Annotated in this window: 15 protein-coding genes; 9 read left to right on the top strand and 6 right to left on the bottom strand. The window is 65.9% G+C overall.

Annotated features, from left to right (window positions below; all coding sequences use genetic code 11):
* Window positions 1-4 precede the first annotated feature (4 nt).
* Window positions 5-898, bottom strand: a complete 894-nt coding sequence (locus KWG56_RS06615) for a siderophore-interacting protein (RefSeq protein ID WP_219354188.1) — start codon at window positions 896-898, stop codon at window positions 5-7.
* A gap of 188 nt (window positions 899-1,086) precedes the next feature.
* Here KWG56_RS06615 and KWG56_RS06610 point away from each other — a divergent pair, with 188 nt between their 5' ends.
* The 4 genes from KWG56_RS06610 to KWG56_RS06595 are packed head-to-tail and all read left to right on the top strand — an operon-like array spanning window position 1,087 to window position 6,384.
* Window positions 1,087-3,195, top strand: a complete 2,109-nt coding sequence (locus tag KWG56_RS06610) for a TonB-dependent receptor domain-containing protein (protein ID WP_219354187.1) — start codon at window positions 1,087-1,089, stop codon at window positions 3,193-3,195.
* The gene (locus KWG56_RS06605; RefSeq protein WP_219354186.1) at window positions 3,195-4,127 is read left to right on the top strand and encodes an alpha/beta hydrolase; all 933 of its coding nucleotides are present in this window, start codon (window positions 3,195-3,197) and stop codon (window positions 4,125-4,127) included. Before KWG56_RS06610 ends, KWG56_RS06605 begins: the two co-directional genes overlap by 1 nt.
* Window positions 4,124-5,245, top strand: coding sequence for an ABC transporter substrate-binding protein (locus tag KWG56_RS06600; protein ID WP_219354185.1), 1,122 nt, complete (start codon window positions 4,124-4,126; stop codon window positions 5,243-5,245). The genes KWG56_RS06605 and KWG56_RS06600 overlap by 4 nt, the downstream gene beginning before the upstream one ends.
* A gap of 26 nt (window positions 5,246-5,271) precedes the next feature.
* Window positions 5,272-6,384 carry a YncE family protein gene (locus KWG56_RS06595; protein WP_219354184.1) on the top strand — a complete coding sequence of 371 codons (1,113 nt, stop codon included), beginning with the start codon at window positions 5,272-5,274 and terminating at the stop codon, window positions 6,382-6,384.
* A 41-nt stretch (window positions 6,385-6,425) separates the two neighbouring features.
* Here KWG56_RS06595 and KWG56_RS06590 read toward each other — a convergent pair whose 3' ends face one another.
* On the bottom strand, window positions 6,426-7,196 hold the full coding sequence (locus KWG56_RS06590; protein ID WP_219354183.1) for an ABC transporter ATP-binding protein: 771 nt from the start codon (window positions 7,194-7,196) through the stop codon (window positions 6,426-6,428).
* A complete protein-coding gene (locus tag KWG56_RS06585; protein ID WP_219354182.1) occupies window positions 7,193-8,260 on the bottom strand; it encodes a FecCD family ABC transporter permease in 1,068 nt (355 codons plus the stop codon). Before KWG56_RS06585 ends, KWG56_RS06590 begins: the two co-directional genes overlap by 4 nt.
* Window positions 8,261-8,339: 79 nt before the next feature.
* Here KWG56_RS06585 and KWG56_RS06580 point away from each other — a divergent pair, with 79 nt between their 5' ends.
* Window positions 8,340-9,083, top strand: coding sequence for an alpha/beta hydrolase (locus KWG56_RS06580; protein ID WP_219354181.1), 744 nt, complete (start codon window positions 8,340-8,342; stop codon window positions 9,081-9,083).
* On the opposite strand, the gene KWG56_RS06575 is transcribed toward KWG56_RS06580, so the two are convergent.
* Both KWG56_RS06575 and KWG56_RS06570 read right to left on the bottom strand, forming a co-directional pair.
* Window positions 9,080-10,447 (bottom strand): sigma-54-dependent transcriptional regulator, encoded by a 1,368-nt coding sequence (locus tag KWG56_RS06575; RefSeq protein ID WP_219354180.1) that lies wholly within the window; start codon window positions 10,445-10,447, stop codon window positions 9,080-9,082. The genes KWG56_RS06580 and KWG56_RS06575 overlap by 4 nt on opposite strands.
* Entirely contained in the window at window positions 10,444-12,270 is a 1,827-nt protein-coding gene (locus KWG56_RS06570; protein ID WP_219354179.1) for a sensor histidine kinase, read from the bottom strand. The genes KWG56_RS06575 and KWG56_RS06570 overlap by 4 nt, the downstream gene beginning before the upstream one ends.
* A gap of 243 nt (window positions 12,271-12,513) precedes the next feature.
* Between KWG56_RS06570 and KWG56_RS06565 the strand changes: the two genes are divergently transcribed.
* From KWG56_RS06565 to KWG56_RS06550, 4 genes are all read left to right on the top strand, one after another.
* A complete protein-coding gene (locus KWG56_RS06565; protein WP_219354178.1) occupies window positions 12,514-13,815 on the top strand; it encodes an MFS transporter in 1,302 nt (433 codons plus the stop codon).
* Window positions 13,816-13,968: 153 nt separating this feature from the next.
* The gene (locus KWG56_RS06560) at window positions 13,969-16,446 is read left to right on the top strand and encodes a TonB-dependent receptor plug domain-containing protein (RefSeq protein ID WP_219354177.1); all 2,478 of its coding nucleotides are present in this window, start codon (window positions 13,969-13,971) and stop codon (window positions 16,444-16,446) included.
* Window positions 16,447-16,506: 60 nt separating this feature from the next.
* On the top strand, window positions 16,507-18,690 hold the full coding sequence (locus tag KWG56_RS06555; protein ID WP_219354176.1) for an acylase: 2,184 nt from the start codon (window positions 16,507-16,509) through the stop codon (window positions 18,688-18,690).
* Window positions 18,687-20,216, top strand: coding sequence for a CRTAC1 family protein (locus tag KWG56_RS06550; RefSeq protein WP_219354175.1), 1,530 nt, complete (start codon window positions 18,687-18,689; stop codon window positions 20,214-20,216). The genes KWG56_RS06555 and KWG56_RS06550 overlap by 4 nt, the downstream gene beginning before the upstream one ends.
* A gap of 79 nt (window positions 20,217-20,295) precedes the next feature.
* Here KWG56_RS06550 and KWG56_RS06545 read toward each other — a convergent pair whose 3' ends face one another.
* On the bottom strand, window positions 20,296-22,770 hold the full coding sequence (locus KWG56_RS06545) for a zinc-dependent metalloprotease (RefSeq protein ID WP_219354174.1): 2,475 nt from the start codon (window positions 22,768-22,770) through the stop codon (window positions 20,296-20,298).
* Window positions 22,771-22,789 lie beyond the last annotated feature (19 nt).

Genomic DNA, 22,789 nt, shown 5'->3' with positions numbered 1-22,789 from the left:
GGCCTCACTCCAGCACGCGGCCTTCGCGCCAGTAGCCCATGGCCGCGACGCTGCGCTTTGACAGGCCGCGCTCGTTGACCAGACGGCGTCGGATGTCACGCACGACGGCGGACTCGGCGGCGATCCAGACATAGAGACGGTCTTCAGCCGCCAGCGTCGCAGGCAACCAGTAGATTTCCGTGTCCACGTCTGGATCGGTTTCGGCGGGCGCGGCGTCGGGCAGGGCGGCGGTCTGCAGGTTCAGGGCTTCGACGCCGTCGATCAGCGTCTGGCCGACACGCGCGACGTGGCCGTTTTCGCGTGAGGTCCACAGGGCCTCGACCCAGCCGGGCAAAGTCTGGCGGTCGGCGGCGAGAGGCGTTTCGAAAACGGCGCGGACGCGAGGTTTGACCGGGCGGGCGTCCAGTTCCTCGATGATGCCGATAGCGGCGGGCAGGCCGGTTTCGTCGGCCACCAGGACGATATCGTCGATGTGGGGCGACGGCTTCCACTCGAATCCGACCAGATCCCCTCCTAGGACCGGGGCGCTGATCGACAGGCTGTCGCCCGGTTGGGCGGTGGTGGCCCAGCGTGTCGCAGGACCGCTGTCGCCATGCAGGACAAACTCGATGTCCACCTCGACCGGATCGCGGCGCACGGCCCGGATCGTATAGGTCCGCATCGCAGGGCGTTCATCGTCCGACAGGGCGCGATAGGCGGCGTACCAGTCATCCTGGCCGGCCAGACATTGAGCCAGACGGGGCGCCGCGCGATCTGCGGCGAAGAACAGTTTGACGCGCTGATCCGGCGCGAAGGTGGTCAACGGCTCGATATCGCCGCCGAATGTGAAGCAGGCGAGGGAAGGGCTGACATCCCGCCGGGACTTCAGCGTGATGTCAAACAGGGCATAGGCGGACATGGCGGGCCTCTGGATACGCAACTTCTAATGCGAGTAATAATCAAAAGCAGATAGGCCGTGCTGAATCCCAGCGCAACTCTTCTCGTCTTGCTGATGGCTGTCGCGGGCATGACGAGGCTGAGACGATCTGCCAGGTTGCAGATGCGAACCATTTGCAGTACCGCAAGCGCCTCTGTTGGGAACACGCCATGATCTCCGCCTTCCGCACCCTGCTTCTCGCCAGCGCCTGCGCCGCCGCACCGACCTTGGTTTTTGCGCAGAGCCAGCAGGCGTCACAGGTGGATGATGTGGTCGTGACCGCCTCTACCCGAGCGCAATCCGTGGCCAAGGCGCCAGCCTCCATCTCGGTGGTGACCAGCGAACAGCTGGAGAACAAGGCCTATGTCGATCTGTTCGACGCCGTGCGCGATGTTGAGGGGGTCTCCGTCAGCGGCGGATCGAACTTTCAGGACATCCTGATCCGGGGCTTGCCGGGGGCCTACACCCTGACACTGGTGGACGGACGGCGCCAGTCGACGCGTGAGGCGCGGGTCAATGGCAATGGGGGGCTGGAGCAGAGCTTCACCCCGCCCGTGGGCGCGATCGAACGGATTGAGGTCGTGCGCGGACCGATGTCGTCGCTCTACGGATCGGACGCCTTGGGCGGCGTGGTCAACATCATCACCAAGAAGGTGCCTGCCCGCTGGGGCGGCTCTGTCGGCGCCGATTATGTGTCGCAGGAAAACGGCCGGAGCGGCGACTGGCATCAAGGACAGTTCTATCTGGCAGGGCCCGTCGTGTCCGAGAAGCTGGGTCTTCAGTTCTGGGGGCGGTCGCTGAACCGGGACGAAGACCACATCTACAATGCGCCCAGCAGCACGGGTTCGATGGGGTCGGATGAATATAATCTGGCAGGTCGCATCGCCTGGACGCCGACGACCAGCCAGGAAATCCTGCTGCAACTGGATACAGCCAAGATCGAGCGCACCAGCACGGCGGGTCTGACGGTGGCTCCGACAGGACGCAGCGTCCGCAACGACCACAACCGCGACAGCGCCTCGTTGAGCTGGAACGGCGACTGGAGCTGGGGAACCAGTGCGGTTTCCGTCATGCGTGAAGAGGCCCAGCGTGTGACCTATACGGCGGATGCAACGGGCAGTCTGATCCGGGGCGGGCGTGCGCCGGAGATCACCAACACGGTCTGGGACGCTCTGTTCAACGTGCCGCTGACGGGAACCCTGTTGGGCAATCACAATCTGGTCTTCGGTGGTCAGATCAATCAGAACAAGCTGGTCGACGTGAACCCCGGCGCCCGCAATAATATCGCGGCGACGTTTGAGGTCTGGCAGCGGGCGCTGTTTGTCGAAGACGAAATCGGTCTGACGGACGATCTGGCCTTGACCCTGGGGCTGCGCTGGGATGATCACAAACGTTACGGCGATCACTGGAGCCCGCGCGCCTATCTGGTCTGGACGCCCAGCGAGACCCTGACGCTGAAGGGCGGCGTCTCCACCGGCTTCCGCGCGCCGGAAGTGCGGGCCGTAGCCGACGGCTATGCCTATGAGACCGGCGGCGCCAACTGCAACTATGGCGCGGGCCTGTGCGGGGTGATCATCGGTGATCCCAACCTGAAGCCAGAGACCAGCACCAGCTATGAGGTGAACGCGCTGTGGCGGCCAAGCGCGAACCTGTCACTGAACGCCACGCTGTTCCTGACCGATTTCAAGGACAAGATCGCCGACGACCGGGTTTGCGGGCCGGACCTGAACAACAACGGCATATGCGATGTCCCCAGCGAGGTCGCGCGGTGGGACCAGGACCCGCTGTATCAGCTTTATTACTGGTACAATGTCAGCGACGCGCGGATCCAGGGCGTCGAATTCGGCGGCGTCTGGAAGGCGACAGACGCCCTGACCCTGAAGACCAACTACACCTTCACCGACTCTGAGCAGAAGGGCGGACTTTACGCTGGCCAGCCTCTGGGCCGGACGCCAAAGCACATGGCCAACGCCCGCCTGGACTATAAGGCGACGGACCGCCTCAACCTGTGGGGCACAGTCACCTATCGCGGCGAGGAGATCAACGCGGGCCTGCGTGTCGGCACGAATGGCCAGCCGGTGCTGGAAGGCGCGCGTCAGGTGGGGCGGCGCTATCCCGACTACACCCTGATCGACATTGGGGCGTCGTGGGCTGTGCGTAAGGATGTGACCCTGAAGTTCGGCGTCTACAACCTCGGCGACAAGGTGCTGGAAGTCCGGGACTATGACTATCAGGGCGATGGTCGTCGCTACTGGTTCGGCGTGAACTACAACTTCTGATGCGAAGCGCCCGTCTTATTCTTGCGTCGGCCCTGTTCGCCCTGATGGCGGGGGCGGCGCTGGCGCAGCCTGCGCCGCGCGCGGTGGGACCGACCATCGCCGATGTAGGTTCCGCCTATTATCGGTTCGAGCAGGTGTCGGTGACGTCTGCTGATGGCGCCCGCGTCTATCGCGTGCAGATCGGCGTGCCGCGCAAGGCGCCGGGGTCGGGGGGCTATCCGGTCGCCTATCTGCTGGATGGCGATGCGGCGATGGCGCGGATCGACGAGACGCTGCTGGGGCAGCTGAATGCGGGCGATCCGCCGGTCATCGTCGCCGTCGGCTATCAGGGGGATCGTCAGTTCGATGTTCTTGCCCGCGCCTATGACTATACGCCGCCTGCGCAGGACGGCGCCTATGTGGTTGATGCGGCAGGGCGGCCCGGCGGCGGGGCGGACGCCTTTCTGACGCTGTTGCACGACCAGATTGCACCAGAGGTGACGGCGCGCGTCTACGTTGACGCGACGCGTAGTCTGCTGTGGGGACACTCGTATGGCGGGCTGTGCGTGCTGCACGCGGCCCTGACCCGGCCGGACGCCTATGGTCGTTTCGTCTCCGTCAGTCCGTCCCTGTGGTGGAACTACGGGTCGGTGCTGGCCGAGGTCGATCCGTTCCTTAGCCGCCCGCATCCCGCCGCCCTGTCCCTGACGCTGCTGGTCGGCGAAGAGGAGGTCGCGGGTCGGGGCGGCCGCACGCGCACCAATCCCATGTGGTCCTCTGTCCCCTCAGGCGCGACACGCGACCTGGCGCAACGACTGCATGCCGCGGGCGTGGATGTCCGCTTCGCAGAGATACCCGGTCAGGGGCACGGCGGAATGCTGTCCGCCTCCCTGATCCCAACCCTTCTGTCCTTCGCGGGCGTCGCGCCTGCACCTGGAGATGTGCTTTCATGAACCTGTCGCGACGTTCGACGCTGGCCGCATTCGGCGGTCTGGCCTTTCTGGCCGCCTGCGGTCGTGAGCAGGCGGGGCAGGGCGCGACGGCGCTCAAGGACCTGCGGGATCGTCCGGTGCGGCCGCTTCCGCCGGGGGGGAAGCTGACCATCGATGATGGCCGCTATCTGATCGCCCTGTCGCTGATCCACCCGGACCCGGTGTCGCTGCTGGCGGCGTGGTCGGGCGACATCAACCGCATCAGCCCGGACATGTACGAGGCCTTCCTGGCCAAGTCGCCGCAACTGGCCACTCTGCCCAAGACCGCGCAATCGGGCGGCGAGTTCAATCTGGAGGCCATCCTGGCGGCCTCGCCCGCCGTGTCGGTGGTGTCGCAGGATTCGGGCCCCACCGACGCCCAGGCCGCGCAACTGGAGGCCGCAGGCGTCTCTGTCGCCTTCATCGACTTCTTCTCCCACCCCTTCGAGAACCAGGCGCGCAGCCTGAAGCTGCTGGGCGGGATCATTGGCCGCACGGCGGAAGCCGAGGCCTTCAACGCCTTCCGCCAGACGCGTCTGGACGCCATCGCCGCCAAGGTCGCGACCATCCCCGAAGACAAGCGCCCGACCGTCTTCCTGGAAGCCCACGCCATGATCACGCCGGACTGCTGCAGTTCGCCGGGCAAGGGCAATGTCGGCGACTACATCGCCTTCGTCGGCGGGCGCAACATCGGCGCGGACGTGCTGAACCAGCCGTTCGGCAAGCTGAACCTGGAATATGTCATCCAGCGCGACCCCGACGTCTATATCCCGACCGGCGGCCCGCACCTGGCCAAGGCGGGCGGCTTTGTCGTCGGACCCGGCTTCACGCCTGAGCAGTCGCAGGCGGGGCTGCGCCGCGTCGTTTCGCGTCCCGGCATCGCGACCCTCAAGGCGGTGCGCGAGGGTCGGGTCCACGGCCTGTCGCACCAACTGATCAACTCGCCCATCGACGTGGTCGCCGTTCAGGCGCTGGCCAAGTGGATCCACCCCGAACTGTTCGGTGATCTGGATCCGCGCGCAACGCTGGACGAGATCAACAGCCGCTTCCTCGCCGTTCCCTATCGCGGCGACTACTGGGCCGATCTGAAGCCCGCATGACCGCTATTTTCCCAAGGAGATCGACTATGACCTTCCACAGAAGCCTGCTGACGGCGGCCGCCGCCGTCGTTCTGATGGCCGCAGCGGCGCCTGCCGTCGCCTACACCGTTCAGGGCGCGCCTGCCGCGGCCGCGACCTCGGCCCCGACCATTGACCGCTCGGTCAAGGTCGCGCCGGGCGGCGTCTATGAAATCGTCTTCAACCCCGCCGACAAGACGGTTCTGGTCGCCGCCGTCGGCCCGCGCGGCGAGAACCGCGCCGCCATCGCGCGTCTGGACGCCACGACCCTGGCGCCCGGCGCCTCCATCGACGTGTCGTCGGACGCCCTGTACGGCCTGGGCTTCAACAGTCGCACCCAGACCCTGTACGGCACCGCGACCCGCACCGGCACGGTGGCCGCCATCGACGTGCGCACCAACCGCGTTATCGCCACGATCAAGGACGGCGACGAAGAGTCCGCCCACGTGCGCGAGGCCATCGTCGATGAGGTCAACAACAAGGTCTATGTCACCATCGTCGGCGGCGACGCGGGCGACGCCAGCCGCCCGAACCAGGTCTGGGTCATCGACGGCGCGACCAACAAGCTGGAACGCAAGCTGGACGTCACCGTCGGCAGCCTGACCGGCGCGGCCATCGATAACACCCACAACCGCCTCTATGTCGTGGGCATGGGCTCCAACACGGTCGGCGTCATCGATCTGGCCACCGGCGCGACCACCGCCACCTATCCGACCGGCAGCGACCGCGCGACCAACGTCGCCGTGGACGAGGCGGGCAGCCGCCTGTTCATCGCCAGCCAAGGCAGCGGCGACCTGACGGTGATGAACGCCAATACCGGCGAGATCATCCGCAAGGTGCCGACAGGCGAGGGCGCGCTCAGCGTCGCCTACAACCCCGGCAACGGCCAGATCTATGTGTCGAACCGCCAGGCGGGCACGGTCACCGTCGTGAACGGCGCCGACTATTCGGTGCTTGCCAACCTGGCGACGGGCACCTTCCCCCAGACCATCGCCATCGATCGCGCCACCAACGCCGTCTATGTGACGAACAAGGCGCGCGGTCTGCCCCGCAACGCACCGGAAGGCACGCCTGTGCCGGTCGATCCGAACGGCGACACGGTGACGATCATCCGCCCGTAAGAGGGGTTCAGGAGGCCGGGGAGACCCGGCCTCTTTTGCGTTCAGAGGACCGCGTCGACCATGACCTGGATCAGGCCGCGTCCGCAGTTCTCGACCCGGGCCTGAACCTGCCACACGTCAGCCAGGACTTCTGGCGTGATCGCCTGCTGAGGGGCGCCCTCGATCTTCACGGCGCCATCCGACAGAACGACGATGTGGTCTGAGGCGCGGGCGGCGGATTGCAGGTCGTGCAGCACCATGATGACCACGGCGTCGTTCTCGCGCGCATAGGTTCGCGCCAGGGTCAGCACATCCAGCTGGTGACGCAGGTCCAGGGCGCTGGTCGGCTCATCCAGCAGCAGGACCTTGGGGCGCCGCACCATGGCCTGGGCCAGGCCGGCGATCTGACGCTGGCCGCCCGACAGGCGATCCAGCCGCCGCGACGCCAGCTCAGCAGCGCCAACCTTGACCAGGGCCTGCATGGCCTGGTCCGCCGAATGGGTGTGAGATTCGGCGACGGGTGACGCCTCCAGCGCCGCGATCACCGTCTCCAGCACCGTCAGGGCGACATCCTGCGGCAGGGTCTGGGGCATATAGGCGACGTGGCGCGCCCGTTCGCTGATCGACATGGCGCCAAGGTTCAGATCGCCCAAACGCATATCGCCCCTGGCGGGCGTCAGGCCAGCGATGGCGCGCAGCAGGGTGCTCTTGCCCGCGCCGTTCGGGCCGACCAACGAGACCACCTGTCCGGCGGCTATGGGCGCCAGCGACAGGCCGCTGATCACCGTGCGGTCGCGATAGCCGACCGTAAGGTTCTGCACCGAAAGGCTCACCCCTTGGCTCCATTGCGGAAGATCAGCAGCAGAAAGACCGGCACCCCGATTACCGCCGTCACGATGCCGACCGGCAGCAGGGCGCCGGGCACAAGCGTCTTGGACGCCGCCGAGGCCAGCGACATCAACAGCGCCCCGCTCAGGATGCTGGCGGGCAGGAAGACGCGGTGATCCTCTCCGACCAGCAGGCGCGCGATGTGCGGCGCCACTAGACCGACGAAACCGACCACGCCGACGAAGGCCACCGCCGTCGCCGAGAGCAGGCTGACGCGAAGCAGCGACAGGAACCGCAACCGCCCGACATTGACGCCGAAGCTCATGGCGCGATCCTCGCCCAGCCGCAGGGCCGTCAGCGCCCGCGCCGCCAGCACCGAAAACGGCGTCGTCAGGACGATCACCACCGCCATGAAGGCCACGGACCGCCAGGTGGAGCGCGACAGCGACCCCATGGTCCAGAACACCAACTGCTGCAGCGCCTCCTGCGACGACACATACTGGACCAACGCCGTCAGAGCGTTGAAGGCGAAGACCAGGGCGATGCCGAACAGGACAATGCTCTGCACCCCGCCGCGCTGCGCCTTGGCCAGGGCCTGCAGGGCCAGCACCGATCCGAAGGCGAAGACGAAGGCGTTGATTGTCGTCAGGGTGTCGTTCGACACGAAGGGCAGGCCCAGGCCCAGCACGATGGACAGGGACGCGCCGAACGCCGCCGCCGCCGAAACGCCCAGGGTGAAGGGGCTGGCCAGCGGATTGTTCAGGACCGTCTGCATTTCCGCACCCGCCAGCGACAGGGCGGCGCCGACCATGATGGCCATCAGGGCGTAGGGCAGGCGGATTTGCCAGATGATCGCCGTCTCTGACGGCGACAGGACCGAGGGCCGCACCAGGCCCTCAAGAATGCGCCAGGGCGACATGGACGACGGCCCCACCATCACGTCCAGCGCAAGCGCAGCGACGCAGCCGACCGCCAGCGCTAGCAGCACCAGACGGCGTTTGGCCTGTAATCGGCCATGATGGGCGACGGCTTCGGCAGGCGTTGTCAGATGAGCGGTGATGGGGGTCAATCGACTGCGACGCCGTCCTGCACGAGATTAATAGTGCGTCGCATTACAGCAGTGGGCCGTCTTGGGCTAGAACGACCTCATGACACTTGCCGCTGATCTTGACTGGACGCCCCATCAACCCGCCCGCCAGCAGGCGCGGGACATCGTGACCGCCGATGAGCGCCGTTATCGGATCGTCGTCTCGACGCCCGAGGCGCCTGCGCCCGCACAGGGCTATCCGTCGATTCTCGTGCTGGACGGGGTGCAGCATTTCGCGGCCATGAGCGACGGCGCATCGGCCCTGAGCCGTCGTCCGCAGAAGACCGGTGTCGAGCCGATGGTCGTCATCGGCGTCTTTCATGGTGATGGTCGGGCGTTGGACGCCGACGCACGGTCGCGTGACTACACCTCGGTCGCGCCGCCGCAAGGAGAGCAAGTCGGCAAGGCCTTTGGCGGGGCGGAGGCGTTTCGACGGACGCTGACCGACGTGGTGCTGCCGCTGGTCAGCGACTACCTGCCGCTTGATCCCAGCCGCCGCGCTCTGTTCGGTCATTCGCTGGGCGGGCTATTCGTGCTGGAGGCGCTGGCGCAACAGCCTGACCTGTTCAGCCGCTGGGTCAGCATCAGCCCGTCGTTGTGGTGGCGCGACGACCTGCGGCTTGAGGGCGGCGACGCCCTGCTGCTGGGCATCGGCGAACGGGAGCAGCGCCGCGACATGGTCGGCCGGACTCAGGCCTTCGCCCAGAGGTCGTCGGCCCGACTGCTGATTGCGCCTAACGCCGATCATGGTTCGGCGCCCCTGGCCCTGCTGCCTGACGCGCTCAGGCACGCAACGGCGCGTTAGCTGCTCCTGGTCGGGCGGCGATAGTCGTTCGGGTCGATGTCGTGGCGCTTCAGCTTGTCGTACAGCGTCTTGCGCGCCACCCCCAGCAGGGCCATGGCCTCAGTCATATTGCCCAAAGTCGACTGCAGCGCCTCGCGGATCACCATGGCCTCGAAGGCGTCGACCCGCTCCATCAACGGCGCCTGGGGCTGGGTCGGCTGGACGCCGCCTGCCGAGGGCAGGTCCAGCACGGCGCTGACGGCGAAGTTTCTCAGTTCGCGCACATTGCCCGGCCAGTCGTGCTCGACCAGTCGCCGCCGCACGCTGTCGGACATGGCGTAGTCCTTGACGCCGATCCGCCTGGCCGCCTGTTCCGCGAAATAGGCGAACAGGGGCAGGACGTCGGAGCGTCGCTCCCGCAGCGCCGGCACCCGCAGCCGCACCACGTCCAGCCGATAGAACAGGTCTTCGCGGAAACTGCCCTCCTTGACCGCCTCATGCAGGTCGCGCTTGGCCGCCGCGACGACGCGCAGGTCCACCGGGCGGGGTTCGCCGCCGCCCAGCGAGGTGACCTCGCGCTCCTCCAGCACCCGCAAGAGTTTGACCTGCAGATTGGGGCTCATGCTGTCCACCTCGTCCAGGAACAGGGTGCCCTTGTCCGAGGCTTCGATGCGGCCCGTGTGCTGGGGCTGACGATAGCCGGAGCGGTCGGGCGCATGGCCGAACAACTCAGCCTCGGCGAAGGCGTCCGGCACAGCGCCGCAGTTGACCGCCACGAAAGGCCGTCCGCGTCGTCGTCCCAGCCGATGCAGCAGCAGGGCGACCAGTTCCTTGCCGGTGCCTGTCTCGCCTTCGATCAGCACGTCCAGATCGGCCTTGGCGACGTGGGAGATGGTTTCGCGCAGCCGCACCATGACGGGGCTGTCGCCGATCAGGGGACTGTCGGTGTTGATCAGGGTGGCGGTCGCGGCGCGAAGCGCGCGGTTCTCCATGACGCTGCGCCGCGTCTCCAGCGCCTGTCCTACGGCGCCGACCAGCCGTTCCAGCGGGAAGGGCTTGGTCAGGAAGTCGAACGCGCCGTCCTGCAACGCCTGCACCGCCATCGGGATATCAGCATGGCCGCTGATCAGGATGACAGGGATTTCGGGGTCGATGGCGCGGATGCGGGCGAACAGCTCAAGCCCGTCCATGCCTTCCATGCGGATGTCGGACACCACCACGCCGGGGAAGTCGGGCGTCAGCGACGCCAGACCGCGTTCGGCGTCAGGGCAGGGCAGGACGGCAAGGTCTGCAAGCTCCAGCGCCTCGGTGATGGCGCGGCGCAGTTCGGCGTCGTCCTCGACAAACAGGACGGGCGCAACAGGCGTGGGCAGGGCGTCGGTCATGCGCGTCTCAGGGTGATGCAGAAGGCGGCGCCGCCCAGCCGCGAGGGAGCGATGTTCAGGGCGCCGCCAAACTCGCGGGCGATGTCCCGCGCGATGCCAAGGCCCAGCCCCAGACCGTCCGGCTTGGTCGTGACGAAGGGGGTGAAGATCGTGCGGGCGATGTCCGGCCCAAGGCCGGGGCCATTGTCATGCACGGTGACGTAGATCCGCTCCGGATCATCGGTGCGGACATCAATCGCGATCCGCGCCGCAGCCGTGTCGGCCAGGGCGTCGCGGGCGTTCTGGATCAGATTGATCAGAATCTGCTCCAGCCGGATGCGGTCGGCGGTCACCTGAACATCCTGGGTCAGACCCGCCCATTCCAGCGTCACGCCATTGGCCCGCAGACTGTCGCCGATCAGCAGCAGGGCGCCGTCGACGGCCTCGGTCAGGCTGACGGCCTGTATGGCGGGGGTGCCGCGTCGGGCGAAGCGGCGCAGTTCGGTGGTGATCTTGCCCACCCGGTCCACCAGTTCGACGATGCTGGTCAGATTGCTCTTGGCCCGGTCCACGTCCTTGCGGTCGATGAAGCGGCCGGTGTTTTCGGCGAAGGCGCGGATGGCGGCGATGGGCTGGTTGATCTCATGCGCGACGCCGGTGGTGACCTGGCCGATGGTGCTGAGCCGGTTGGCCTGGGCCAGTTCCTCGCGCGCGGCCCGCCAGCGGCTGTCGGCGGCCATGCGGCGCTGGGATTCCGACTTCAGTCGGTCGTTGGCCTGGCGCAGTTCGGCGGTGCGCGCCGACACCTGATCCTCCAGCATCTGCTGCATGTCGGTCTGGGCCAGACGGCGCATATGGATGCGCCAGAAGACCGCGAAGGCAAGAGCGCCTGCGCCGATCAGGCTGAACAGCGTCAGTCGCGCATTGCTGGCCGCGCGGGTGCGGGCGGGCTCCAGCGGTTCGAAATGCACCAGACGCGCGCCGTGCAGGGCGGCAGGGGTTTCAGCAATCCGATAGGGGCCGTCATGGTCCGGCAGGGTCAGATAGCCCTCGGCATTCGGGTCCAGGTCCACCTGATCCAGCGACAGACTGCCGAATTGCATGGTGCGGTGAATTTCGGCCTGTTCGGCAGGCGTGGTGGGACGGGTCGCGCGGAACCGCCACGGATCATGACCGGTGATGATGACGACGCCGTGGGATTCGATGATGGCGGTGCGGCCGCTTTCTCTGGCCCACAGCGATTCCAGCTTGGCGAAGTCGATCTTGACCACAATGACGCCAAGCGCCCGACCGTCCTCGTCGATGCGGCGGGCGATGAACAGGCCGGGACGTCCGGTCACGGCGCCGACGGCGAACAACTCCGCCTCGCCATGCGCCATCGCGCCCTGAATATAGGGACGGAAGCTGAAGTTCTCACCGACGAAACTGCCTGGCTCGTTCCAGTTGCTGGCGGCCAGGGTGTCGCCGTGGCTGTTGGTGACATAGATGGCGGCGGCGTCCGTGCGTTGGGCCAGAAGCTCCAGCTTGGTGTTCAGGCTTTGCACGGCCCTGGGTGATCCGCCGGACAGGGCGGCGTGAACATCGGGGTATTCGCTGAGCACCAACGGCAGCAGTCGGAACTTCTGCAGTTCGCTGGCCAGCATCTGGGCGTGTTTTTCCGCCTGATCCCGCGCAGCGGCGTCGGTCTGCTGCTGTGCGGCGGTGTGAACCCATTGCGCCGACATCCAGATCGCCAGGGCTGCGGCCGCCGCCAGCCCGAGACCGGTCAGCGTCAGGAGGCGATAGCGGGCAGCCAGGGCGCGCCGCAGGATGTGTATGGGAATACGCACAGTGTGCGGGAGCATATGCGTGTCGTTCCACACAGTCTATGACCGTAATGTGGCGGGTCTATGGGGGGAAAGCTGAGCTAAAACAAAGAAATCGCGCCTAAATCGGCGGCATGCTGAGTTTTATTTCGAGGCGTAGGCGTTTCCGCGCACAGTGATGGTCGATCAGCGGCCCGAACGTGCCGCGCCATCCGCAAAGGCGCCGAAGCTTCGCATGACCATTGTTCCTCAGTCCGCCATCGTTCAGTCCGGATCGCCCGCATGAGCGGCGCGTCATCGATTGTCGCCATGACCCCGGCGCGGCGGCTGCGCAACATCGTCGGCGGTTCGGCGGGCAATCTGGTCGAGTGGTTCGACTGGTACGCCTATGCGGCCTTCGCCCTGTATTTCGCACCGATCTTTTTCCCGAGCGAAGACCCGACCGCCCAGTTGCTGAGCGCGGCGGGTGTGTTCGCCGTGGGCTTCCTGATGCGTCCCGTCGGGGCGTGGATCATGGGCGTCTATGCCGATCGCAAGGGCCGCAAGGCGGGCCTGACCCTGTCGGTCAGCCTGATGTGCGCCGGCTCTCTGATCATCGGCTGCACGCCGGGCTATGCGGACATCGGACTGGCCGCGCCTGCGCTGCTGCTGTTCGCGCGCCTGCTTCAGGGCATCAGCGTCGGCGGCGAATATGGCTCGTCCGCCACCTATCTGTCTGAGATGGCGACAGCCAGGAACCGCGGTTTCTGGTCCAGTTTTCAGTATGTGACCCTGATTTCCGGCCAGCTTCTGGCGCTGATCCTGCTGATCGTGCTGCAGCAGGTGATGGACAAGGAGGCCTTGGCCAGCTGGGGCTGGCGCATACCCTTCTTCGTCGGCGCCGCTCTGGCCGTGGTGGTCTTCTGGCTTCGTCGCCGTCTGGACGAGACCAACGCCTTCAAGGCCGAGGACACCCAGGCCGCGCCGCGCTCCAGCGCGACCCTGTTGATCCGCAAGCATCCGAAGGAAGCGTTGCTGGTGTTCGGCCTGACCGCCGGCGGCACCTTGGCCTTTTATACCTACACGACCTATCTGCAGAAATTCCTGGTCAATACTTCGGGCTTCTCGAAGGAGTCCGCGACCCAGATCAGCGCGGCGGCCCTGTTCATCTTCATGCTGCTTCAGCCCGCCGTGGGGGCGTTGTCGGACAAGATCGGGCGACGGCCGGTGATGATCGCCTTCGGTGTGACGGGCCTGCTGTTCACCGTGCCGATCATGTCCGCGCTGTCGTCGGTCGACAACGCGTGGGCGGCGTTCGGCCTGGCCCTGGCCGCCCTGGTCATCGTGTCCGGCTACACCGCCATCAACGCCGTGGTGAAGGCCGAGCTGTTCCCCGCGCACATCCGGGCCCTGGGCGTCGCCCTGCCGTACGCCCTGGCCAACGCCATCTTCGGCGGGACCGCTGAGTATGCGGCCCTGTGGTTCAAGTCGATCGGGAATGAAAGTATTTATTTCTGGTATGTGACCGGAATGATCGGTCTTTCTTTAATTATCTTCGTTTGCATGCGTGACACCAAGCATAACAGCAAGATTACGCATGAGTAGAAATTCTATAGGCGCTTATAGTTATATCTGAGTTGCAAGTTTCGTCTTGAGTGTGGATTTGACGCTCCCGCCAATCAGTATTTGGCCTGAGCATTCCTGGGGGAAAGAACTATGTCGAGTCGGTGCAGTAACGCGTATCTGAAGTTGTTTGCATTGGGGTCGGTCAGCAGCCTGACCCTAATGGCGGGCGCCGCCATGGCGCAGGACCAGTCGGCTGCGGAAGTGGGCGATGTGGTCGTCACCGGCATCCGGGGCGGCGCGCCGCGCACCGCGATCGAAAGCCCCACCCCCATCGACGTGTTCAACGCCGAACAACTGAGCCAGGGCGCCCAGACCGGCGTGTTCGAGTCGATCCGTTATCTGGTGCCGTCGTTCAACCTGCCGACGCGGGCAGGGGGCGGCAGCGCCACCGTCATCGCCACCGGCTCGCTGCGGGGCCTGAACCCGGATCAGACGCTGGTTCTGGTGAACGGCAAGCGCCGCCACCGCACCGCCCTGATCAACTCGGTCTCGACCCTGTACAATGGTTCGGTCGGCGTCGACCTGAACATGCTGCCGTCGTCGGCCATTTCGCGGGTCGAAGTTCTGCGCGACGGCGCCGCCGCTCAGTATGGTTCGGACGCTGTCGCAGGCGTGATCAACGTCATACTGAACAAGAGCGCCGAGGGCGGCCAGATCTCGGTCAGCCACGGCCAGAACTTCGATCGTCAGGACGGCAAGTTCGTCAACGTCGACGCCGACATCGGCTTCGCGCTGGGCGAGAACGGCTTCGCCAACCTGTCTTACAGCTACATGGACCGCGGCGCGTCCAACCGCGCCGTGCCGATTGCGGATTCGGTGCGCCTGTACCCGCTGGTCAACGGTCAGCCTGACCCGCGCGAAAAGACCATCGACCGTCTGGTCACGACGAACTACGGCCAGATGCCGCAGGAATCGAACGTCTTCGGCCTGAACGCCGAGTACCGTCTGAACCCGGATGTCGAGCTTTACGGCTTCGGAACCTATGGCAAGCGGGTGTCGGACCTGAACTGGACCTTCCGTCCGGCGACGGATGTTCTGGCCCTGCCGGAAATCGCGCCTGACGGTTTCCGCGCCCAGACCGTCATCAAGGACGAGGACTATGAACTGGTCGGCGGCGCGCGCGGCACGCTGCGCGGCTGGGACTGGGATCTGTCCACCAGCTACGGCACGAACATCTCCGACTGGGAGAACAACAGCTTCAACGCCAGCCTTGGTCCGAGCAGCCCGCGCCACTTCTACATCGGCCAGCTTCGTTCGGCGGAATGGGTCAACGCCCTGGACGTGACGCGCGGGTTCGAGCTGGACAATGCAGGCGATCTGCAGGTCTCGTTCGGCCTTCAGCATCGCCGTGAAAACTATCAGATCAAGCAGGGTGACGAGGCCAGCTGGATCCAGGGAACCTATGTCCGTCCGGTCGGTCAGCCCGGCGCAGGTCAGATCCTGGCCCCCGGAAGCCAATCCACGCCGGGCTTCCGTCCCGAAGACGAGGCCGACGTCAGCCGCAACAACTACAGCGTCTATGGCGAACTGGGCTGGAACCCGAATGAGCGGCTCTATCTGGGCGCCGCTGTCCGCTACGAGAACTTCGACGACTCGGCGGGCGACACGACCATCTACAAGCTGAGCGGCCGTTACGAGTTCAACGACTGGTTCGCCGTTCGCGCCTCGTACAACACCGGCTTCCGCGCGCCGAGCCTGGCTCAGCAGGCCTATTCGGCGACGACCAGCCAACTGCGTGACGTGGTCGGCAACGGCATTCTGGTGCCGCTGTTGCTGAAGAACCTGCAGGTCAACTCGCCCGAGGCCATTGCTCTGGGCGCCAAACCGCTGACGCCGGAGCTGTCGAAGAACCTCAGCGCAGGCTTCACCCTGACGCCATGGCGCAACTTCGCCCTGACCCTGGACGCCTATCAGATCGATGTGGATGACCGGATCGCGGTGACCTCGACATTCTCACCGCTGGACACCCGTCTGTCGGCGGACGGCGTGACCACCATCGGCAAGCAGATCCAGAACATCCTGGTCGCCAACGGTCTGTCGCCGGAAATCAGCGGCCAGTATTACACCAACGCCATCGACACCCGCACCCGCGGCGTGGATCTGGTCGTCACCTACAAGCTGCCGACCGACAGCTTTGGCCTGTTCGATTTCAGTCTGGGCTATAACCACAACAAGACCGAGATCACCGGCATTGTCGCCAACCCGCCCCAACTGGCGGCCCTGGGCAATATCGAACTGTTCGACCGCAGCAAGCGCGCCGCCCTGACGGAATCCCTGCCCAAGTCCAAGGTCTCGGCCAACGCCAACTGGTCGCTGGGCCGTGTCAGCGCCAACCTGCGGGCCACGCGCTTTGACAGCTTCGTCACGCGCAACGCCACCAACCCGGCCCAGGACCGCAACATTGATGCGGAGTGGATCGTGGATGCGCAGGTCAACTATGACCTGAACGAGCAGGTGCGGTTGAGCACGGGGGTGAACAACCTGTTCAACAAATATCCGACCCAGGTGGATGCGCCGTCTGCGGCGTTGGGCACCAACCAGTACAGCGGCCTTGCGCCGTTCGGCTTCACCGGCGGATCATGGTTTGTCCGCGTCGCCTACAAGTGGTGATGAATGGGGGCGCGGCCGTTCGGCTGCGCCCCTCTTCTTAGTGTTCGGGGAGAGTAGAATATGATGATCATTCGCCGCACCTTCATGGGGCTGGCCGCCGCCGCCCTGGTCAGCGTGGCCTCAGGCCCGGTGCTGGCCCAGACCGGCGCAGCAACGACCGGCGCGGCGACGACGCCTGCCGTGGCGGCCTACAAGCCGACCACCAATGAGATCCTCTGGGACACCTATGGCGTTCCGCACATCTACGGGACTGACCGGAACGCGGTCTTCTACGGCTATGGCTATGCCCAGGCGCAGAGCCACGCCAGCGCGATCATCCGTCTGTATGGCGAGGCGCGCGGCAAGGGTTCGGAATACTGGGGCCCGGAGTATGAGGAAACCTCTGTCTGGCTGCTGACCAACAGCGTCCCGGCGCGCGCCAAGACCTGGTACGACCAGCAGACGCCTGCCTTCCGCGCCAACCTCGACGCCTTCGCCGCCGGCATCAACGCCTATGCGACGGCCCATCCCGAAGCCATCGCCGAGGACGTGCGTCAGGTCCTGCCCGTGACCGGCGTCGACGTGGTGGCCCATGCGCACCGTCTGATGAACTTCGTCTATGTCGCCTCGCCCGGCAAAACCCTGGGGGAGGGTGATCCGCCCGACCTGTCCGAGCAGGGATCAAACTCCTGGGCTGTCGCGCCCAAGAAGACCGCCGATGGCCACGCGCTTCTGTTGCAGAACCCGCACCTGCCGTGGGCGACGGACTATTTCATCTATTATGAAGCCCATCTGACCGGCCCGGATTTCGAAATCTATGGCGCCACCCAGATCGGCCTGCCCATCGTCCGTTTCGCCTTCAATCAGCAGATGGGCATCACCAACACCGTCAACGGCATGGTGGGGGCGACCAACTACAAGCTGACGCTGCAGGACGGCGGCTATCTGTATGACGGCCGGGTTCGCCAGTTCCAGACCCGCCGCACCAGCTATCGCGTGCGTCAGTCGGATGGTTCGGAGCTGGAGAAGCCGCTGGTCATCCGCTCCAGCATTCACGGCCCGGTGTTCGACCGAGCGGATGGAACGGCTGTGGCCGTGCGGGTCGCGGGCCTGGACCGCCCCTATATGCTGCAGCAGTATTTCGACATGGTCACGGCTAAGGACTTCGGCGCCTATGAGACGGCGCTGAAACGCCTGCAGGTGCCGACGTTCAACATCGTCTATGCCGACCGCGACGGCCATATCGACTACACCTTCAATGGCATCGCGCCCAAGCGCAGCGAAGGCGACATCAACTTCTGGTCGGGCCTCGTCCCGGGCGACAGTTCGCGTTACCTCTGGACCGAGACGCACCCGCTGGAGGACCTGCCGCGTGTGACCGATCCGGTCGGCGGCTTTGTCCAGAACGCCAATGATCCGCCCTGGGTCGCCAGCTGGCCGGTGACGATCAAGCCGGACGACTATCCGTCCTATCTGGCCCCGCGCACCCCTGAATCCCTTCGCGCCCAGTATGCCGTGACGGCCATCGCCGAGAACAACGGCATCACCCTGGACCGCTTCAAGGAGCTGAAGCTGGGGCAGGACGCCGTCATGGCGGACCGTGTGCTGACCGATCTGGTTCCCGCCGCACTGGCCGATCCTGATCCAGAAGTTCAGGCGGCGGGCCGTCTGCTGGCCAACTGGAACCGCACCTTCGACGCCGACAACCGTGCGGGTCTGTTGTTCGAGGAATGGGCGCGTCTGTTCGCCGGGCCGAACTTCGCCGGGCAGGGCGGGTTCGCCGTGCCATGGTCGGAACAGCGTCCGATCAGCACCCCATACGGCGTGCGCGACACCGCCGCCGCCGTGGATCAACTGAAACGCGCAATCGCCACGACGAAACAGAAATATGGCGCCATCGACCGCCGCTACGGCGATGTGTCCCGCTTCATTCTGGACGGCGTGGACGTGCCCGGCAGCGGCGGCTTCGGCAATCTGGGCGCCTTCCGCGTCATGACCTGGTCGGACCTGAATGCTCAGGGTGTCCGCACCCCTAACCATGGCGAGACCTGGGTGGCGATGATCGAATTCTCCACACCCGTGAAGGCTTATGGCCTGATGAGCTACGGAAACTCGCGCCAGCCCGGCACGACACACCACAGCGACCAGCTGCAGGCCCTGTCGGATCACCAGTTCCGCGAACTGTGGCTGCGCCGCGAACAGGTCGAGGCCCATGTCGAGCAGCGCGCGCCGTTCACACCCACCCGTGGAGGAAGCCGTCGATGAGCAATGATCGCAAGCGTAACTGGCGTCTGTATGGCGCCACGCTGCTGACGCCGATGGTCCTTGCGGCGACGGGGGCTCAGGCCCAGGAACCCGCCTTCACCTCGATCCAGCCCGAGACTTTCGGCGTCGTCGGTTCGCTGTCGACGGCCTGGGCCGATTTCGACAACAGCGGCAGCCTGGGCTTCGCTGTCTCGCTGAAAAGCGGCGAGGTGCGCCTGTACCGCAACGACAACGGCGTCTTCACCAACATCGGGGCGGAAGTCGGCCTGCCTCAGGCGGGCAGTGATGAAATCCGCGGCCTCAGCTGGGGCGACTACAACGCCGACGGCTTTGTGGATCTGCTGGGCGGGTCCAACGTCGTGCCCGTCGTTCCCGGCCAGAACCGCTCCTACGTCTGGAAGAACGAGGGCGGCAAAAAGTTCGTCGAGGTCGCCGCCGAAATCGGCCTGACCATCCCCGAGCGCGTCAGCCGCCAGGCCAACTGGATCGACTTCGACAACGACGGCAAACTGGACCTCTATGCGTCCAACCGCTCGGGTCCGAACCAGCTTTACCGCAACGAGGGCGGCCAGTTCGTCAAGGTGGGCGGCGAGGGCGGAGTGAATGACCTGCGCCCCACCGTCGGAAGCTGCTGGTTCGACTATAACCGCGACGGGCGGCTGGACCTGTTCCTGGCCAACCAGTCGGGTGCGACCGACGCCCTTTGGCGCAACGACGGAAATGGCGTCTTCGTCGATGTCGCGCCGGCGCTGGGGCTGGATGCGCCCGGACGCGATCGCAGCGAGGGCGGCGTCGGTTGCGCCATCGGCGACTATAATAATGACGGCCTTTTCGACGTCTTTGTCGCGGTTTACGGGGCGAACCTGCTGTATCGCAACAATGGCGACGGCACCTTCACCGAGGTGGCGGCGCAGGCGGGCGTGAACAACGACGGACATGCCGTCGGCGCGGCCTGGGGCGACTATGACAACGACGGATACCTGGATCTGTTCGTCGCCACCTATGAAGGCGAGCCGGGATCGCAGACGCCGCTGAACCTGCTGTATCACAACAACGGCGACGGCACCTTCACTCAGGTCCTGACCAAGGACAGCCTGCTGAACGCCGCCGACCACAGCGTTGAATGGGTCGATTACAATGGCGATGGCGCGCTGGACCTGTCGGTGACGCGGGGTTACGGGCCGGTTGGCGGACACTTCCTGTTCCGCAATGATCTGCCGGCCGAAGCGCGCGCCCGCAGCCTCAGCGTCACGGTTCTGGACGCCACGGGACGCACCATCGTGCCGGGCGCCGAGGTCCGTCTGTACGACCAGACGGGCAAGATCCTGGCTTCGCGCCAGGTGCCCACAGGCGGCGGCTATAACGCCCAGAGCGCCATCCCCGTCCACTTCGGTCTGAAGACGCTGGAGCCGGTGACGGTCGAAGTCACCTATATGAGCAATGACGGGCCCAAGGTGCAGCGCGTCAACGGCGTTGATCCTCGCGACTATGCGGGCAAGAGCCTGCGGGTCACGCGTCAGGACTGATCAGTCGGTTCAGACAACAAGAAAGGCCCAGGTGTTCGCCTGGGCCTTTTTCGTTTTCGGCAGGGAAACCGAGAGGCGGCTACAGCCAGTCTCCGCCGCCAATTGGCGCGCCGGGCGGCACGGGCTGGGCCGCGGGCAGGGTGTCGATCAGGGCCTTCAGGCTTTCAGGCGACCCGTTCAGGGCGTCCGCCAGATAGGCGCACTGGGCGGTTTCCAGCCGATCGCCCCGGCAGCGTTTCAACTGGTCGCTGAAGCGGCGCGCGCTGTCGCGGACGGCGCCCTGAGCCGTGGACGACAGGTCTTTGCTCTGCATCAGATTGGCCAGATAGGCGGCGTAGCGGGCGCGGGCGACGCGGCGCAGCTCGGCCTCTCGCGGTGACAGTTGTGCGCCCGCCCCGACCGTGGCCGAAACACGATCCAGCACCTCGGTCAGACCCAGCTGGCCGGGATCGCGGCGCTGCTGCTCCACCAGCCGGTTCAGCCGTTCCGGCGCCAGCAGCGTCTCCAGCACGACCTCGACAGCGGCTGCGGCGGCCGAAGATGGGTCGAACACAGCGTCCGTCTTGCCCTCGAACAGCTCGATCTGGGTCTGACGGTCGCCGACGCCCGACTGGGCCGAGGACAGCAGGTCGATCAGGTCGTCGCGCAGATCCAGCGTCTGGGGCGACAGGGCCGTCATCAGGGCGTCCAAGGCCGCTCGTTGCTGGGCGGCAGGCGTGGCCTCGGCGCGTTCACGCCCGTCGCCATTGACCGAGTAAGCGTAATCCACCCCGCCGATCTGGCGTCCGACCGCCGTGGTCTGATAGCGGTGATACAGATAGATGGGCACGATCACGCGGCGCAGATCAGAGGTCGGCGCGCCCGCCGGCAGATTGTTCAGCCCGAACCGCGCCAAGGCGATGCGGCGCACGGCCATGACATTGGCGAACTCGGCCACCGGGTCCTCGCCGTTGTCCCACATGGCGCTGTAGGGCTGCAGGCTGCCCAGCGGGCGGGTGTCTGTGTCGTTCAGGAAGCGATAGCCCTTGGCTTGGGCTTCAGATGCAAGGGCGGCGCGACGGGCATTGGCGTCTTGTCCCGGCGCGTCGCCGTACAGCCAGTTTACGACGTAATCGTCCCAGGCGCCGACGCCGGTCGTATAGGCGCGGCTGAAGTCCAGACGGTCGCCGTCTGCGATCACCCAGGGGGCCGGATAGTCCATGACCGAGGCGCGGTCTTCGAAACGCGAGGCGGCGAAGTTGTGGGCGATGCCCAGGGCGTGGCCGATCTCGTGCGCCGCCAGTTGGCGCAGCCGGTGATAGGCGAGGCGGTCGGGATCATCCTGCGCGCCCGTGCCGCTGCGGTCGGCGCCGACCAGACCTTCGAAGATCATCTTGTCCTGGCGATCGCGCAGGGAGCCCAGTTGGACCACGCCGCGCACGATCTCGCCGGTGCGCGGATCATTGACGCTGGTCCCTGTGGACCAGCCGCGAGTCTCGCGGTGGACCCAGGAGACGATGTTGTAGCGCGCGTCCATCGGATGCACGCCCTCGGGCAGAAGTTCGACCCGGAAGGCGTCGATATAGCCCGCCTTGTCGAAGGCTTCGGTCCACCATCCACCGCCTTCGATCAGGGCCTGGCGAATGGCGGGCGGAGCGGCGCGGTCCACATAGAAGATGATGGGCTTCTTGACCGTAGATCGGGCGGCGGTCGGGTCGGTCTTTTCCAGACGGAAGCGCCGCGACAGTCGGCTGACGACGGCCTGATCCAAGTCGGCGGCGAAGTCGGTCACCATCACCTGGGCCGAGGTGCCTGAGCGTGGGTCGTGGGGGACGGGCTGGAACCCCTCATCCGGCAGGCGGATGAAGGAGTGTCGGACGGCCAGCGTCACTGACCGGGGGTCCGGCGTGACGCGGTTCAGGTCTGCGCCGGGCTCATCGCTGGTGAAGGTCTGAACCGTTTCGAACTCGACATTGTCCGGGAAGACCAGGGTCTGGCCGATGTCCACGTAGCTGAGTGTCGGGGCCAGTTTGAAGGCGCCCAGCCGCGCGCGCTTGAAACGCGCGACGGCGTTGACCGCATCCCGCTCCAGGAAGGAGGACAGATCCACCGACACTGATCCATCGGCGCCGGTGTCCGTGATCTCGCCGGACCAGATGACAGAAGCGGCGAAGGAGGCCGTGACCGCGTTGACCTGATCGGCGTCAGCATCAACGGCGCGGTAGCGGGTGTTCTCGAACCGCGCGAAGACGCGGGCGCCGATCTTCTGGAAGACGATGATCTGCGCCTGGCCCAGGCCTGCGCGGTCCAGACCGACGCCATCCATGCCCAGGCCTGCGGACAGGCCCGGCTGGTACAGGTATCGGCCCAGGGTTCCGTCAGCCTGCGGCGCGGGGAAGCGAACGGCCACCTTGGCCTTCTGCTGGTCCAGGCGGACGCCGAACAGGCCGTCCTGCCATGTCGGTGATGCGGTCGCCGTGGCGGCTGGCGGACTGGCGGCTGCGGCCAGAACGGGGGTTGCTCCGGTCGCTGCGATGCAGCCGGCGACACTGGCCATCAACAGTTTACGCATCATCGGCATGTCTCCGGTCAGG

The sequence above is a fragment of the Brevundimonas nasdae genome, from assembly GCF_019395145.1.
Classification (GTDB): Bacteria; Pseudomonadota; Alphaproteobacteria; order Caulobacterales; family Caulobacteraceae; genus Brevundimonas; species Brevundimonas nasdae.
The sequence above is the reverse complement of the archived record's forward strand: the minus strand, read 5'-3'. Positions and strand labels throughout refer to the sequence as shown.